This window comes from Pseudomonas sp. NFACC32-1, from assembly GCF_900101215.1.
Lineage (GTDB): Bacteria > Pseudomonadota > Gammaproteobacteria > Pseudomonadales > Pseudomonadaceae > Aquipseudomonas.
On sequence record NZ_FMUL01000008.1, the window covers coordinates 21,927 to 37,157 of the forward strand.

Consider the following 15,231-nt stretch of genomic DNA (forward strand, 5'->3'; position numbering starts at 1 on the left):
CGCCCTTCGCAGGAGCCGCCATGAATTATCGCCACGCCTTCCACGCCGGCAATCACGCCGATGTGTTCAAACACCTGACCTTGACCCGTCTGATTGCCCTCATGTCGCGCAAGGAGCAGCCGTTCGCCTACCTCGATACCCATGCGGGCATCGGGCTGTACGACTTGCAGGGCGACCAGGCCAATCGGACCGGCGAGTACCTGGAAGGCATCGCGCGGTTGTGGGGCCAGGACGACCTGCCGGCGCTGACCGCCGACTACATGAAGGTGCTGCACGAGATGAATCCGGACGGGCAGTTGCGCTACTACCCCGGTTCGCCGGAACTGGCGCGGCGCCTGACGCGGTCGCAGGATCGGGTATTGCTCAACGAGAAACACCCCGAAGACGGCGTGCTGCTCAAGGACAACATGAAGGGCGACCGTCGCGTGGCGGTGCACCTGGGGGAGGGCTGGCATGTACCCCGGGCGCTGCTGCCGGTGGCGGAGAAACGTGGCCTGATGCTGATCGATCCGCCCTTCGAGCAGCTTGACGAGATGCAGCGCTGCGCCGCGTCCCTCAAGGAGGCCATCGGCCGGATGCGCCAGACGGTGGCCGCGATCTGGTACCCGGTAAAGGACCAGCGCATGCTGCGCCGTTTCTACCAGGATCTGGCCGGCACCGGCGCGCCCAAGCTGTTGCGGGTGGAGTTGCTGGTGCATCCGTTGGCCACGCCCAACAGCCTGAACGGTTCCGGCCTGGCGATTGCCAACCCGCCCTGGGGGCTGGAAGAGGAGTTGCGTGAGCTGTTGCCCTGGTTGTCGAAGAAGCTTGGGCAGACCCAGGGTGGCTGGCAGATGGATTGGTTGATCGCTGAAAGCTGATTGCTGGCCAGCTGTATTGATACCGTCTGAAGGATAGTTTCGCGAGCAAGCTCGCTCTCACAGTGGGGCGCAGGTGTACGCAGCAGTTGCATACATCACCAGACCCTGCGGGAGCGAGCCTGCTCGCGTTGTCTTGCAGGGCTCCGGGGTCAGATCGGGCAGGTCACGCCCGTACCGCCGATTCCGCAATAGCCTTCAGGATTCTTCGCCAGATATTGCTGGTGATAGGCCTCGGCAAAGTAGAACGTCGGCGCTTCGTCGATTTCGGTGGTGATTTCCCCCAGGCCGGCCTTGGTCAGTTCGGCCTGGAACACTTCCTTGCTCTTCTTCGCCGCTTCCAGCTGCTCGGGGGTGGTGCAGTAGATCACCGAGCGATACTGGGTGCCGATGTCGTTGCCCTGGCGCATCCCCTGGGTCGGGTTATGCAGTTCCCAGAACATCGCCAGCAGTTGTTGGTAGCTGACCTTCTCCGGCTCGTAGACCACCAGCACCACTTCGCTGTGGCCGGTCAGGCCCGAGCAGACCTCTTCGTAGGTCGGGTTTGGCGTAAAGCCACCGGCATAGCCCACCGCCGTGCTGACCACGCCTTCGCGCTGCCAGAACCTGCGTTCGGCACCCCAGAAGCAACCCAGGCCGAAGATCGCGAAATCCACATTGGTTACGAATGGGCCCAGCAATGGCGCGTCGAGGACGAAGTGTTTTTCCGGCACGGCCATTGGGGTTTCACGGCCAGGGAGAGCTTGATCGGGAGTAGGAAGCACGTTTTTGTTCACCAGGATTTCCGAGCGCAAGACCATCATCAGTCCTCTCAGTCAGATTGAGTTGAGCGAAATAGACCGTCAGTGTGCCCAATGCCGATGGGTTAAGAAAGACGCAACTGCTGCGAGGGGGCTCTATCGCTTGTCGCAGTCAGACGAGTGGGCCGCGGGGATAGCGCTTGAGCTTCTCCACCAGTTCCGCACCGGGGATCGGCCGGTCGAACAGGTAGCCTTGGCCCACATCGCAGCGATGACGGCGCAGGAACGCCAGTTGCTGGGCGCTCTCGATGCCCTCGGCCACGACCTTGAGCTTCAGGTTGTGGGCCATGGCGATCACTGCCGAAGTGATTTCCATGTCGTCCTGGTTGTCGGGGATCTCATGGATGAAGCTGCGATCGATCTTGATGATGTCGATGGGGAATTTCTTCAGGTAGCTCAGGGACGAATAACCGGTACCGAAATCGTCCATGGCCAGGGTCAGGCCAAGCCGCTTGAGCTGGTCGAGCTGCTGGTGGGTGTCTTCGGTGGCCTCCAGCAGCAAACCTTCGGTCAGTTCCAGCTCCAGGAGGTGGGCGGGCAGTTGCTCTTCCTTGAGGATGCTGGCGATCGAGGCCACCAGGTCAGGATCGGAGAACTGCTTGGGCGACAGGTTGATCGCCACCTGCAGGTTGCCCAGCCCGGAGGCGGTCAACTGCTTGCTCATGCGGCAGGCCTGGCGGGCGATCCACTTGCCGATGGGGATGATCAGGCCGGTTTCCTCGGCCACGCTGATGAACTGGTCCGGACGGATCATGCCCTTTTCCGGATGGTTCCAGCGCAGCAGCGCCTCCATGCCCAGCAACCTGCCGCTGCGCAGGCACAGCTTGGGCTGGTAGAACACATCCAGCTCGTTCTGGGTCAGGGCGCGGCGCAGGTTGTTTTCCACGAACAGCTTGTAGCTGGCCTCTGCATTCAGTGCCTCGGTGAACACCTGGACCTGGTGCTTGCCGTTGGCCTTGGCCTTGTGCAGGGCAAGTCCGGCGTTACGCATGAGGGTCTGGGGGTCGCGGCCGTGCAGCGGCGCGCAGGCCAGGCCCACGGAGCCGGTCACGCTGATCAACTGGTTGTCGACGAACATCGGCTTGTCGAGGGTCATCAGCAATTGGCTGGCGACTTGCTGGCCGGCTTCCAGGTCGGTGTCGTCCAGCAGCACGGCGAACTCGTTGCTGGCGAACCGTGCCAGGCTGCCGCTGGGGCTCAGGCTGTTGCGCAGGCGTCGTGCCAGGCTGATCAGCAGTTTGTCGCCGGTCTGATGGCCGAGGCTGTCGTTGATGCGCTTGAAATTATCGATGTCCACCAGCAGCAGGCTGATGGGCGAATCGCTGTCCCGGGCGAAGCGTTCATCCAGGTTGCGAATGAACGCCGGGCGGTTGCCCAGGTTGGTCAGGTTGTCGGTGTAGGCCAGGCGTTCGATGCGCTGCTGGGCCAATTTGGCCTGGGTGATGTCTTCGTAGATGCCGATGTAGTGGGTCAGTTCGCGGTTATCGCCATAGACCTTGGAGATCGACAACTGGCCCCAGTACGGTTCCAGGTTCTTGCGTCGGCTCTTGAACTCGCCCTGCCAGCTGTTGCTCTGTGCCAGGGCCGAGGGCGCATCGAACAGCAGTTCGCTGAGGTTCTCCAGGGCCGGCAGTTCTGACAGGCGCTGGCCGTGGACTTCTTCGGTGGTGTACTGGGTGATGGCGGTGAAGCTGGGGTTGACGTATTCCACCACGCCATCGCAGTTGACCAGCAGGAACGCGTTGGCGCTTTGCTCCACGGCACGCTGGAACAAGTGCAGGGCGCTGGTGGCGATGCGGCGGTTGTGATTGTTGATCACCTGGGCGAATTGGTCCGCCAGTTCACCGGCAAAGGCGATTTCGTCCGACTGCCAAGCGCGGGTAGCGCCCACCTGTTCCAGGCACAGCACGCCCACCACCTGGCCATCGATGCGCACGCTGGCGTCGAGTATGGCGTTGACGTTGCGTGAGCGCAGGTTCTCGGCCATCTCCCGGGTCCGCGGGTCGCGGGTCGCATTATGGGCGTCGATGGCGCGACAGGTCTGCAAGGCCTCCATGTAATCGGGATACTCGCTGGCATCGATCACATCCGGGCGAAAGTATTCCTGGGTGGCGCGGTTATAGGCCGAGATGGGCACCAGCTTGCCATCTTCCAGGTTCCAGATGCTGGCGCAGTCGATCTGGTAAATGTCGCAGGCGCTGCGGGTAATGAGTTCGGCGGCTTCCAGCAGGGAGTTGTTGGCGCTGTAGCGTTGGCGGGTCAGCAGCAGGATCAGATCCTGCTGTGCACGCACCCGGTCCAGGTGCTGGAGCTGTTCCTGCTGGGCGCGCTGGTTCAGCTCCAGAGCGATCTGCAGGCGCGAGTTCTGGGTTTCCAGGTCCAGGGACGGCGTAGACGGCTCGCTTTGCAGCAGGCTGTCCACCGCCATCAGGTAGCCGCGCAGCAGGTGGCGGTTGTGTTGCTTGTAGGACTCTCCCATTTCCAGCAGGTTCATGGGGCCCTTGGCAGTGTGCAGCGTGTAGCGAACCTGGTAATGCGGGGCCTGGGCCAGTTGCTGCTGGATCGCATCGTGCAGCTGATAACGTGCTTCGGGCTCCATCAGGCTGGCATAAGGCGAACTGACCAGCGAGCAGAGCTCCACAGCCGGCACGCCGAAGTAGCGTTCGCAATTGGGATCGAGAAACAACAGCGCCCAGCTCGCTTCATTCAGCCGTTCGAAACGCAGCATACCGAGCCGCGAGGGCACCGGTAATTGCGTCACTACCTCGGCCGCCATACGGCTGGCGGCATCGGGTTGGCTTTTCATGGGAAAACTCGCTTCGAAAATGCTGATCGCGCCGGGCTGACGCCCTCGTTCTCAAGGATTGCCGCAAGGTTGCATCATTGCGACACTGGCTGACAAGAGAGATGAAGGCCAAGTGCTATAAACCTTATCGGCCGATCGGCGGATTTCTCCAGTCCCCAGCCGATCAGAGGGCTCGGCCAGGGCGACCGTTTGTCAGCGCAACGGGATTTCGACTACTTCCAGCGGGCGGCCGTCACAGTCGTGAAACGTCACGCGGACGCTCTGGGCCGTGACTTGCAAGTGGGCGAAGTTGTCCTGACCGATCACGGGGCTGGTCAGTTCATAGCGGTAGTCCCCTTTTTCGCTCCGGACCATGGGGCTTTCGAAAATAAAATCCGAGGCCGTGGCGTATGGCAGCAGTTCGCTGTTGAAAAACGGCGAGGAAACGATGGTGTGGACTTCGAAGTCGGCATCCTCGCTATGGCCCAGGCGACTGGTCATGGAGCCGTGGACGTCGCCGGACACGAAAATCACGTTCTGGATCCTGTGCTGGCGGATGCTTTCCAGCAGCCGCAGGCGCTGCTGCGGGAAAGCCTGCCAGGCATCGCCATCGTTACGCTTGCTGTCCGGGTAGAACAGGACGCTGGTCACGATGAATTTGACCCGGGCGGTGCTGTTGACGAGCCATTGGAGCAGCGACCGTTCCTGCCTTGCATCCAGGATGCGTCGATCATCCGGCGACAGATTGCGCTCGGTCCGGCTATCCGTGACAAACCATTCGATATCCCCGTGAGCCAATGTATACCAGTACTGCTGCAGCGGTCGGCTCAAGGTTCCGGCGCTCGACAGTTCATGGGCCGGACTGTGGCTGGCCTGATACAGTTGATAGGCGCTCATGGCGTTCGCATACAGGATTTCATCGTTGAGTTGTTTGTTGGCGGGCCAGTTATCCTCGATCTCATGATCGTCGAGGATCATGTACGTCGGCACGCCGGACATCAACTTGCCGATATGAGGCTGGGAAAAGACAGTGCGATATTTGAACAGGATGTCCTTGTAGGTTCGATCCGGCGCCACGATGTTCAAGTCGTCGAGATACACCTGGTCCCCTGTCATCAGGAGGCCGCGGATCGGTGGGTCGGCCTGGTCCACGATACGCTGGATGCCGGCGAAGGTCCGGTCCCCCCGTTCTGGCGCCCTCGGGATGCCGGCGGTGATCCGCAGATAACGGCATGAACCCACGATATAGGCGTACGCAGCATCGCGCGCGCGGGGCAGGGTGCGCAGGCAATAGATATCCTGGGGCCACTGCAGTGGCGGTTCCTGAAGCGTTCCCAGGGGCTGGCTCGGGTTTGCATGGACAAACCAGCCTGCTTGATATTGGTAGCGGCTGTCGGCCTGGAGTCCTGTCAACACAATGACATCGGACATATCGCGGTGGGCATGCAACTGGACGAAATGGCCGTCAGACCATGTTGTCTCACCCTGGCGCCTGTAACGCAGGCCGGCGAATACCGGATTGTTGTGATTGCCATGGTTGCCGCGCAGGAATATGCGCGCGTGGTCGGTTGTCGTGTGGCCAATTATGGGGCCCACGGTGGGTTTGAACATATTCGAATCCATTCGAAAGCAATGCTTGATCAACTGTGTGAGTACAAACGTTCGGTTGTTTTTGCACGGGCCATGCTAAAGCCTGACGGGGCATGGCTATTCAACGGGAGGGGGACAGAAGTTGTCGGCAATGATCAACAGGTTGTGTAGTCATTGATGGTTTGCGCGGTAGGAAAGTTGACGGCGGCGTTTCCTATAGCGCTGTCGACGACGTATGGCGGGCAAAAAAAGCCCCGCCAACTGGGCGGGGTTGAGGTACGAGCGTGGCGCTCGGAAACAGCGGCCTGGATGGCCCTCCGATGAAGGAGGGCCGTCCGATTACAGCAGGATGGTACGGATGTCGCCCAGCAGGTCGCTCAGGCGCTTGGTGAAGCGTGCAGCGGCGGCGCCGTTGATCACACGGTGATCGTAGGACAGCGACAGTGGCAGCATCAGCTTCGGCTGGAAGGCCTTGCCGTCCCAGACCGGCTGGATGGTGGCCTTGGAAACACCCAGGATCGCCACTTCCGGCGCGTTGACGATCGGCGTGAAGCCGGTACCGCCAATGTGGCCGAGGCTGGAGATGGTGAAGCAGGCGCCCTGCATGTCGTCGGCGGTGAGCTTCTTGTTCCGGGCCTTGTCGGCCAGGGCAGCGGCTTCGCCGGCCAGTTGCAGCAGGCTCTTCTGGTCGACGTTGCGGATGACCGGTACCAGCAGGCCTTCCGGGGTGTCGACGGCAAAGCCGATGTGCACGTACTTCTTGCGGATCACAGCCTTGCCGCTTGGGGCCAGGGAGCTGTTGAAGTCCGGCAGTTCCTTGAGCAGGTGTGCGCACGCCTTGAGCAACAACGGCAACACGGTCAGCTTCACGCCGGCCTTTTCCGCCACGGCTTTCTGCGCGACGCGGAAAGCTTCCAGCTCGGTGATGTCGGCCTGGTCGAACTGCGTCACGTGCGGGATGTTCAGCCAGCTGCGATGCAGGCTCGACGCGCCGATCTGCATCAGGCGAGTCATGGCCACTTCTTCGGTTTCGCCGAAACGGCTGAAATCCACCGCCGGGATCGGCGGGATGCCCGCGCCACCGGTGGCGCCTTCGGCCGGTGCGTTCTTGGCCTTCTGCATCATGGCCTTGACGTAGGCTTGCACGTCTTCCTTGAGCACACGACCGTGCGGCCCGCTCGGGCCAACGGCCGACAGCTCGACACCGAATTCACGGGCCAACTGACGCACCGCCGGGCCGGCGTGCACCTTGGCACCGCTTGGCGCAGGCGCGGCGGCGACAGGGGCAGGCGCTGCTTCGGCCTTGGCGGCAGGCGCGGCGGCTGGCGCTGGAGCTGCTTCAGCCTTGGCGGCGGGTGCAGCGGCCGGGGCAGGCGCGGCAGGTGCCGAGGCACCCGCTACTTTCAGCTTCAGGATCAGGTCGCCGGTGCCGACTTCGTCTTCCAGCTTGATCTCGACGCTTTCCACCACACCGGCAGCCGGCGATGGGATCTCCATGCTGGCCTTGTCGGATTCCAGGGTGATCAGCGACTGGTCGGCTTCGACGGTATCGCCGGCCTTGACCAGCACTTCGATGATCTTGGCCTTGCCCGACGAACCAATGTCCGGAACATGAATGTCCTGGACAGTGGCGGCGGCCGGCGCAGCGGCCGGAGCAGGCGCTGCTTCGGCAGCCGGGGCCGCAGCGGGCTTTTCAGCCGCCGCAGGCGCTGGCGCAGGGGCAGCCGCTTCAGGCGCCGCAGCGGCGCCCTCGACTTCCAGCTCCAGCAGTTCGTCGCCTTCTTTCAGGCGATCGCCCAGCTTCACCTTCAGGCTCTTGATCACACCGGCCTTCGGCGCAGGCACTTCCATGCTGGCCTTGTCCGATTCAAGCGTCAGGATGCTCTGGTCGGCTTCGATACGGTCGCCGACCTTCACAAACAGTTCGATTACTTCACCTTCACCGCTGCCGATGTCAGGTACGCGAATGAGTTCGCTCACGAAAATTCTCCTCAGCAGTCCAGTGGGTTGCGTTTTTCCGGATCGATGCCGAACTTGACGATGGCCTCGGCCACCACCTTGGGTTCGATATCGCCACGGTCAGCCAGGGCTTCCAGGGCTGCCAACACAACGAACTTACGATCGACTTCGAAGAAGTGACGCAGCTTCTTGCGGCTGTCGCTACGGCCGAAACCGTCGGTGCCCAGCACCTTGAATTCCTTGGAAGGAACCCACTGGCGGATCTGCTCGGCGAACAGCTTCATGTAGTCGGTAGAGGCGATGACCGGACCTTTGCGACCGTTCAGGCATTCTTCGACGTAGCTCAGCTTTGGCTTCTGGCCAGGGTGCAGGCGGTTGCTGCGCTCTACGGCCAGGCCGTCGCGACGCAGTTCGTTGAAGCTGGTGACGCTCCACACGTCGGCACCGACGTTGAATTCTTCACGCAGGATCTTCGCCGCTTCACGCACTTCGCGCAGGATGGTGCCGGAGCCCATCAACTGGACGTGGTGCGCCGCTTCGCGGGTGTCTTCCTCGAGCAGGTACATGCCCTTGACGATGCCTTCCTCGACACCGGCCGGCATGGCTGGCTGCTGGTAGGACTCGTTCATCACGGTGATGTAGTAGAAGACGTCCTGTTGCTCTTCGGTCATCTTCTTCATGCCGTCCTGGATGATCACCGCCAGCTCGTAGCCATAGGTCGGATCATAGGTGCGGCAGTTCGGGATGGTACCGGCCAGCATGTGGCTGTGACCGTCTTCGTGCTGCAGGCCTTCGCCGTTCAGCGTGGTGCGGCCGGCGGTACCGCCGATCAGGAAGCCACGGGTGCGGCTGTCGCCAGCGGCCCAGGCCAGGTCGCCGATGCGCTGGAAGCCGAACATCGAGTAGAAGATGTAGAACGGCAGCATCGGCTGGTTGTGGCTGGAGTACGAAGTACCGGCGGCAATGAAGGAGCTCATGGCGCCCGCTTCGTTGATGCCTTCCTCCAGGATCTGGCCCTTCTTGTCTTCGCGGTAGAACATCACCTGGTCTTTATCGACTGGCTCGTAGAGCTGGCCGACGGACGAGTAGATGCCCAGCTGGCGGAACATGCCTTCCATGCCGAAGGTACGGGCTTCGTCCGGGATGATCGGAACGATGCGCGGGCCGATTTCCTTGTCCTTGACCAGTTGCGCGAGGATTCGCACGAAGGCCATGGTGGTGGAGATTTCACGGTCGCCCGAACCGTCCAGGATAGCCTTGAGGGTTTCCAGTGGCGGCGTCGGGACGCTGAAGCTCTTGGCGCGACGCTGTGGTACGAAACCGCCCAGCGCGGCACGGCGCTCGGCCAGGTAACGGGCTTCGGCGCTGCCTTCTTCGGGCTTGAAGAACGGCAGGTTTTCCAGCTCGCTGTCCTTGACCGGAATGTCGAAGCGGTCGCGGAACAACTTCAGGCTGTCGACATCGACTTTCTTGGTGTTGTGCGCGGTGTTCTTCGCTTCGCCGGCACCTGTGCCATAACCCTTGATGGTCTTGGCAAGGATGACGGTCGGCTGTTCTTTGTGATTGACCGCCTGGTGGTACGCCGCGTAGACCTTGTACGGGTCGTGGCCGCCACGGTTGAGCTTCCAGATTTCGTCGTCGGACAGGTCGGCGACCATGGCCTTGAGCTCAGGCGTGTTGAAGAAGTGCTCGCGGACGAACGCGCCGTCCTTGGCCTTGTAGTTCTGGTATTCGCCGTCGATGACTTCGTCCATGCGACGCTGCAGGATGCCGTCGACGTCCTTGGCCAGCAATGGGTCCCAGAAACGGCCCCAGATAACCTTGTTGACGTTCCACTGGGCGCCACGGAACACGCCTTCGAGTTCCTGGATGATCTTGCCGTTGCCGCGAACCGGGCCGTCGAGGCGCTGCAGGTTGCAGTTGATGACGAAGATCAGGTTGTCCAGCTTCTCGCGGCCGGCCAGGGAGATCGCGCCGAGGGATTCCGGCTCGTCGCACTCGCCGTCGCCCATGAAGCACCAGACCTTCTGCTTGCCTGGCTGGATGAAGCCACGGGCTTCCAGGTACTTCATGAAACGTGCCTGGTAGATCGCCTGGATCGGGCCCAGGCCCATGGAAACGGTCGGGAACTGCCAGAAATCAGGCATCAGCCAAGGGTGCGGGTAGGAGGACAGGCCGTTGCCGTCCACTTCCTGGCGGAAGTTGTTCATCTGGTCTTCGGAGATGCGGCCTTCCATGAACGCACGGGCGTAGACGCCTGGCGATGCGTGACCCTGGAAGTAGATCAGGTCGCCGCCGTGTTCGTCGGTCGGGGCCTGGAAGAAGTAGTTGAAGCCGATGTCGTACAGCGTCGCGCTGGAGGCGAAGCTGGAGATGTGACCGCCCAGGTCGGAATCCTTCAGGTTGGTACGCATCACCATGGCCAATGCGTTCCAACGTACCAACGAGCGAATGCGGCGTTCCATGAACAGGTCGCCAGGCATGCGTGCTTCGTGGGTAACGGGGATGGTGTTGCGGTATGGCGTGGTGATGGCGTAGGGCAGTTGCGAACCGCTGCGGGTCGCGAGTTCGCCCATGCGGGTCATCAGATAATGAGCGCGGTCTTCGCCTTCTTTGTCGAGAACCGATTCCAGGGCGTCCAGCCATTCCTGGGTTTCGACGGGATCGAGGTCTTGCATGGCTTGCTCCAGGGCGGAAAGGCTACCAGAATCGGTTGCCTGAGTTTGCGACTGGCCTTGTGGGCAGACGATATAAATTCTTGGATTGCCGAAGGTTGTTTCGGCGGCGTGTAGTTTTACTACAAATCGTCGACCGTTTCAGCCTCCCGAATGTATAGACGAGTAGTAAAACTACACATGAAAGGCTTTTGGCCCCTCGTTTCGTTGTGAGAATAATCGTTACTGTTGGTCTTTAGCTAACTCGAACAGGTAAAAACTTGATGTCGGCTGCCAATAAAATCAGATTTTCAGCTATTTATCATCTTTGTTCGACAGTCGATCAGGTAGTGGCTCTCGAAAAAACACTACATCCAGCCTTTCCCGCGCCGATCAAGGATAGACCATGAGCCTGCCCCCGCTTGCCGAAGTACCGGCAATTCTCCTGCCGTTGGTCAGCCGTGCCGAGCAGTCGTTCCGTGCGTCGGTCGCCTCACTGGATGACGATCACGGATTGGCCACCTGGACGCCGGAACGCTGGGGCGAATTCAACCGCGTCGCCGCCGCCAGCGATTTCGTCATCGAGCAGAGTCTTCGTGACCCCGTGATGCTACTGGAGCTGGTACGCAGCGGCGAGCTGGATCGCGACCTGGCGACCGGGGAAATGTGCCGGCAGATCGGCGCCGCGGTCCAGGCCGCCGAGACCGAGGACGAGCTGGCTCGGGTCCTGCGCCGCCAGCGCACCCGGCAACAGGTACGGATCATCTGGCGCGACCTGAACCGTCGGGCCGATCTGGTCCGGACCTGTCGCGACCTGTCGGACATGGCCGACACTTGCATTGACCAGGCCTATCAATGGCTGTATCAGCGCCTCTGCCAGCAATTCGGCACGCCCACCGGCCGGCGCAGCGGTACGGCGCAGCAGATGGTCATCCTGGGCATGGGCAAGCTCGGCGCGGTGGAGTTGAACCTGTCGTCGGACATCGACCTGATCTTCGCCTACCCCGAGGGAGGCGAAACCGTCGGGGTGAAGCGGCCACTTGATAACCAGGAGTTTTTCATCCGCCTGGGCCAGCGTCTCATCAAGGCCCTGGACCCGATGACGGTCGATGGTTTCGTGTTTCGCGTCGACATGCGCCTGCGTCCCTACGGCTCGGCCGGTGCGCTGGTGCTGAGCTTCAACGCGCTGGAGCAGTACTACCAGGACCAGGGCCGCGACTGGGAACGCTACGCCATGATCAAGGCGCGGGTAGTGGCCGGAGACCAGGCGGCCGGCGCGCAACTGCTCGATATGCTGCGGCCCTTCGTGTATCGCCGCTACTTGGATTTTTCCGCCATCGAAGCGTTGCGCACCATGAAGCAGTTGATCCAGCAGGAGGTGCGGCGCAAGGGCATGGCCGATAACATCAAGTTGGGCTCGGGTGGCATTCGCGAAGTGGAGTTCATCGCTCAGGCATTCCAGCTGATCCACGGCGGCCGCGATTTGAGTCTGCAGCAGCGGCCGTTGTTGAAGGTGCTGGGGACGCTGGAGGGCCAGGGTTACCTGCCGGCCAAGGTGATCGACGAATTGCGCCAGGGCTACGAGTTCCTGCGCTATACCGAACACGCTATCCAGGCCATCGCCGACCGCCAGACCCAGATGCTGCCCGACACCCCCCAGGACCAGGCGCGCATTGCGTTCATGCTGGGTTTTGCCGACTGGGCGGCTTTCCACGAACAACTGATGCATTGGCGCGCACGCGTGGCCTGGCACTTCGGCCAGGTCATCGCCGACCCGGATGAAGAAGAGGGCGGCGAAAGCGAAGTGGTGGTGGGCGGCGAATGGTTGCCCTTGTGGGAAGACAGTCAGGACGAGGAAGCGGCGTGCCGGCAGTTGCAGGAGGGCGGCTTCCGTGACGCGCCCAAGGCGCTCAAGGCCCTGGCGGCCCTGCGCGGCAGTCCGCAGTTGCGCGCCATGCAGCGCCTGGGGCGCGAACGCCTGGATGCCTTCATTCCGCGCCTGCTGGCCCAGGCCGTCGAGCACGCCGATCCGGACCTGGTGCTGGAGCGGGTACTGCCGTTGGTGGAAGCGGTGGCCCGCCGTTCGGCCTACCTGGTGCTGCTGACGGAAAACCCCGGTGCCCTGCGACGTTTGTTGACGCTATGCGCGGCCAGCCCGTGGATTGCCGAACAGATCACGCGTTTCCCCCTGCTGCTCGACGAGCTGCTTAATGAAGGTCGTCTGTTCAAGCCGCCCCTGGCGCCGGAGCTGGCCGCCGAGCTGCGCGAGCGCCTGACGCGGATCCCCGAGGATGATCTCGAACAGCAGATGGAAGCGCTGCGGCATTTCAAGCTGGCGCATCGCCTGCGGGTGGCGGCTTCGGAAATTGCCGGCAGCCTGCCGTTGATGAAGGTCAGCGATTACCTGACCTGGCTGGCCGAGGCGATTCTCGAACAGGTCCTGGCCCTGGCCTGGCGCCAGACCGTGGCCAAGCACGGTGTGCCGCTGCGCACCGACGGCAGTCTGTGCGATCCGGGCTTCATTATTGTCGGTTATGGGAAAGTCGGCGGCCTGGAGTTAGGGCATGGTTCCGACCTGGACCTGGTGTTCATCCATGACGGCGATCCCCAGGCGGAAACCGACGGACCGAAACCCATCGACGGAGCCCAGTTCTTTACCCGGCTGGGCCAACGGATCATTCACCTGCTGACGGCCCAGACCAACTCCGGGCAGTTGTATGAAGTGGACATGCGCCTGCGGCCTTCCGGTGCTTCGGGGTTGCTGGTCAGTTCCCTCGGGGCGTTCGCCCGCTACCAGGAAAACGAAGCCTGGACCTGGGAGCATCAGGCACTGGTGCGGGCCCGGGTGCTGGTGGGAAGCCAGGATGTGGGCCAGGCCTTCGAGAAAGTCCGCGCCCAGGTGCTGGGGCGCAAGCGTGACCTGTCGACGCTGCGCCAGGAGGTCAGCGAGATGCGCGCCAAGATGCGCGACAATCTCGGTAGCAAGGCCACCGCCGCCGGGACGGCGGCAAACGCCTTCGACGCCTCGGCGCCCTTCGACCTCAAGCAGGACGCCGGAGGTATCGTCGATATTGAATTTATGGTGCAATACGCGGCTCTGGCGTGGTCCGAAGAGCATCCCTCGCTGGTGCGCTACACCGATAACATCCGCATCCTGGACGGGTTGCAAGAGGTCGGTCTGATGCCGGCCGAAGATGCCACGCTGTTGCGCGAAGCCTATAAAGCCTACCGCTCCGCCGCCCACCGCCAGGCCTTGCAGAAAGATGCCGGGGTGATCGCAGGCGACCAGTTCGTGGATGAGCGCCGCCAGGTATTGCGGATCTGGGGTGAGCTGGGGCTGAGCTGAAGCTTTAATGTGAGAGCGAGCTTGCTGGCGATAGCGGAATGTCAGGCGACATTGATGTTGAATGAGCTGGCCTTGTCGCGAGCAGGCTCGCTCCCTCGGTAGATTGGCGGTGTGTTGTAGATTAGGGCAGCAGGCAACGACCTAAGCCACAGTGATTCTCGAGGCGGGGAGGCGTAGGCCTCCCCGTATCGTTTTTGGAAAGCACATGAATATTCTGATCGTTGGGCCCAGTTGGGTCGGTGATATGGTGATGGCGCAGACACTGTTCCAGTGCCTCAAGCAGCGCCATCCGCAGTGCGAAATCGACGTCCTGGCCCCTGAGTGGAGCCGGCCGATCCTTGAGCGCATGCCCGAAGTACGCAAGGCCTTGAGCTTCCCGCTCGGTCACGGCGTGCTGGAGCTGGCGACCCGCCGGCGTATCGGCAGATCCCTGGCCGGCCAGTATGACCAGGCGATCCTGCTCCCCAACTCGTTGAAATCTGCCCTGGTGCCGTTCTTCGCCGGTATTGCCAAGCGCACCGGTTGGCGCGGCGAGCTGCGCTACGGCCTGCTCAATGATGTGCGCAAGCTGGACAAGGACCGCTATCCGCTGATGATCGAGCGGTTCATGGCCCTGGCCTATGAGCCGGGTGCCGAGCTGCCGAAACCTTATCCGCGGCCGAGCCTGCAGATCGACCCGGTGACCCGTGACGCTGCTTTGGCCAGGTTCGGCCTGAGCCTTGACCGTCCGGTGCTTGCGTTGTGCCCGGGGGCCGAGTTCGGCGAATCCAAGCGCTGGCCGGCCGAGCATTACGCCCAGGTCGCGGAAGCGAAGATCCGTGAAGGCTGGCAAGTGTGGCTGTTCGGTTCAAAGAAGGATCACCCAGTGGGCGAAGACATCCGCTCGCGCCTGATTCCCGGCCTGCGGGAAGAGGCGGTGAACCTCAGTGGCGATACCTCCCTGGCCGAAGCCATCGACCTGCTGTCCTGCGCCGACTCGGTGGTGTCCAACGATTCAGGCCTGATGCACGTGGCGGCGGCCCTGAACCGTCCGCTGGTGGCTGTCTATGGCTCCACCTCGCCGGGCTTTACCCCGCCGCTGGCCGACAAGGTCGAAGTAGTGCGTCTGGGCATCGAATGCAGCCCATGCTTCGACCGCACTTGCCGCTTCGGCCACTACAACTGCCTGCGCCAGCTCATGCCGCCATCGGTAACCGATGCCCTGGCGCGCGTGCAGGGCACCCCCGTGGAGGTCCAGTAA

The 15,231-nt window shown here is 62.2% G+C and carries 9 protein-coding genes; 4 read left to right on the plus strand and 5 right to left on the minus strand.

Annotation, left to right across the window (positions count from 1 at the left end):
- Nucleotides 1-20 precede the first annotated feature (20 nt).
- Nucleotides 21-860 carry a 23S rRNA (adenine(2030)-N(6))-methyltransferase RlmJ gene (locus BLP99_RS14220; RefSeq protein ID WP_092180602.1) on the plus strand — a complete coding sequence of 280 codons (840 nt, stop codon included), beginning with the start codon at nt 21-23 and terminating at the stop codon, nt 858-860.
- Nucleotides 861-1,009: 149 nt separating this feature from the next.
- Here BLP99_RS14220 and msrA read toward each other — a convergent pair whose 3' ends face one another.
- From msrA to BLP99_RS14235, 3 genes are all read right to left on the minus strand, one after another.
- On the minus strand, nt 1,010-1,657 hold the full coding sequence (msrA, locus tag BLP99_RS14225; RefSeq protein ID WP_072398578.1) for a peptide-methionine (S)-S-oxide reductase MsrA: 648 nt from the start codon (nt 1,655-1,657) through the stop codon (nt 1,010-1,012).
- Between the two features lie 112 nt (nt 1,658-1,769).
- Nucleotides 1,770-4,463, minus strand: coding sequence for a putative bifunctional diguanylate cyclase/phosphodiesterase (locus tag BLP99_RS14230; RefSeq protein WP_072398559.1), 2,694 nt, complete (start codon nt 4,461-4,463; stop codon nt 1,770-1,772).
- 192 nt (nt 4,464-4,655) lie between these two features.
- Nucleotides 4,656-5,873 carry an alkaline phosphatase D family protein gene (locus tag BLP99_RS14235; protein ID WP_243750485.1) on the minus strand — a complete coding sequence of 406 codons (1,218 nt, stop codon included), beginning with the start codon at nt 5,871-5,873 and terminating at the stop codon, nt 4,656-4,658.
- 12 nt (nt 5,874-5,885) lie between these two features.
- Here BLP99_RS14235 and BLP99_RS26625 point away from each other — a divergent pair, with 12 nt between their 5' ends.
- Entirely contained in the window at nt 5,886-6,203 is a 318-nt protein-coding gene (locus BLP99_RS26625; RefSeq protein WP_256327857.1) for a hypothetical protein, read from the plus strand.
- Nucleotides 6,204-6,371: 168 nt separating this feature from the next.
- On the opposite strand, the gene aceF is transcribed toward BLP99_RS26625, so the two are convergent.
- Complete coding sequence (gene aceF, locus BLP99_RS14240) at nt 6,372-8,012, minus strand: dihydrolipoyllysine-residue acetyltransferase (protein WP_092180605.1); 1,641 nt, start codon at nt 8,010-8,012, stop codon at nt 6,372-6,374.
- A gap of 11 nt (nt 8,013-8,023) precedes the next feature.
- Nucleotides 8,024-10,669: a pyruvate dehydrogenase (acetyl-transferring), homodimeric type gene (gene aceE / locus BLP99_RS14245; protein ID WP_072398556.1), complete on the minus strand. Its 2,646-nt coding sequence runs from the start codon at nt 10,667-10,669 to the stop codon at nt 8,024-8,026.
- A gap of 382 nt (nt 10,670-11,051) precedes the next feature.
- Between aceE and glnE the strand changes: the two genes are divergently transcribed.
- Both glnE and waaF read left to right on the plus strand, forming a co-directional pair.
- Nucleotides 11,052-13,991: a bifunctional [glutamate--ammonia ligase]-adenylyl-L-tyrosine phosphorylase/[glutamate--ammonia-ligase] adenylyltransferase gene (glnE, locus tag BLP99_RS14250; RefSeq protein WP_092180608.1), complete on the plus strand. Its 2,940-nt coding sequence runs from the start codon at nt 11,052-11,054 to the stop codon at nt 13,989-13,991.
- Between the two features lie 205 nt (nt 13,992-14,196).
- Nucleotides 14,197-15,231 (plus strand): lipopolysaccharide heptosyltransferase II, encoded by a 1,035-nt coding sequence (gene waaF / locus BLP99_RS14255; protein WP_072432172.1) that lies wholly within the window; start codon nt 14,197-14,199, stop codon nt 15,229-15,231.

Excerpts from the sequence above, each read along its gene's own strand:
- BLP99_RS14220 (WP_092180602.1), top strand. The coding sequence starts at position 21 with ATGAATTATCGCCACGCCTTCCACGCCGGCAATCACGCCGATGTGTTC.
- msrA (WP_072398578.1), bottom strand. The coding sequence starts at position 1,657 with ATGGTCTTGCGCTCGGAAATCCTGGTGAACAAAAACGTGCTTCCTACT.
- BLP99_RS14230 (WP_072398559.1), bottom strand. The coding sequence starts at position 4,463 with ATGAAAAGCCAACCCGATGCCGCCAGCCGTATGGCGGCCGAGGTAGTG.
- BLP99_RS14235 (WP_243750485.1), bottom strand. The coding sequence starts at position 5,873 with ATGTCCGATGTCATTGTGTTGACAGGACTCCAGGCCGACAGCCGCTAC.
- BLP99_RS26625 (WP_256327857.1), top strand. The coding sequence starts at position 5,886 with ATGCAACTGGACGAAATGGCCGTCAGACCATGTTGTCTCACCCTGGCG.
- aceE (WP_072398556.1), bottom strand. The coding sequence starts at position 10,669 with ATGCAAGACCTCGATCCCGTCGAAACCCAGGAATGGCTGGACGCCCTG.
- glnE (WP_092180608.1), top strand. The coding sequence starts at position 11,052 with ATGAGCCTGCCCCCGCTTGCCGAAGTACCGGCAATTCTCCTGCCGTTG.
- waaF (WP_072432172.1), top strand. The coding sequence starts at position 14,197 with ATGAATATTCTGATCGTTGGGCCCAGTTGGGTCGGTGATATGGTGATG.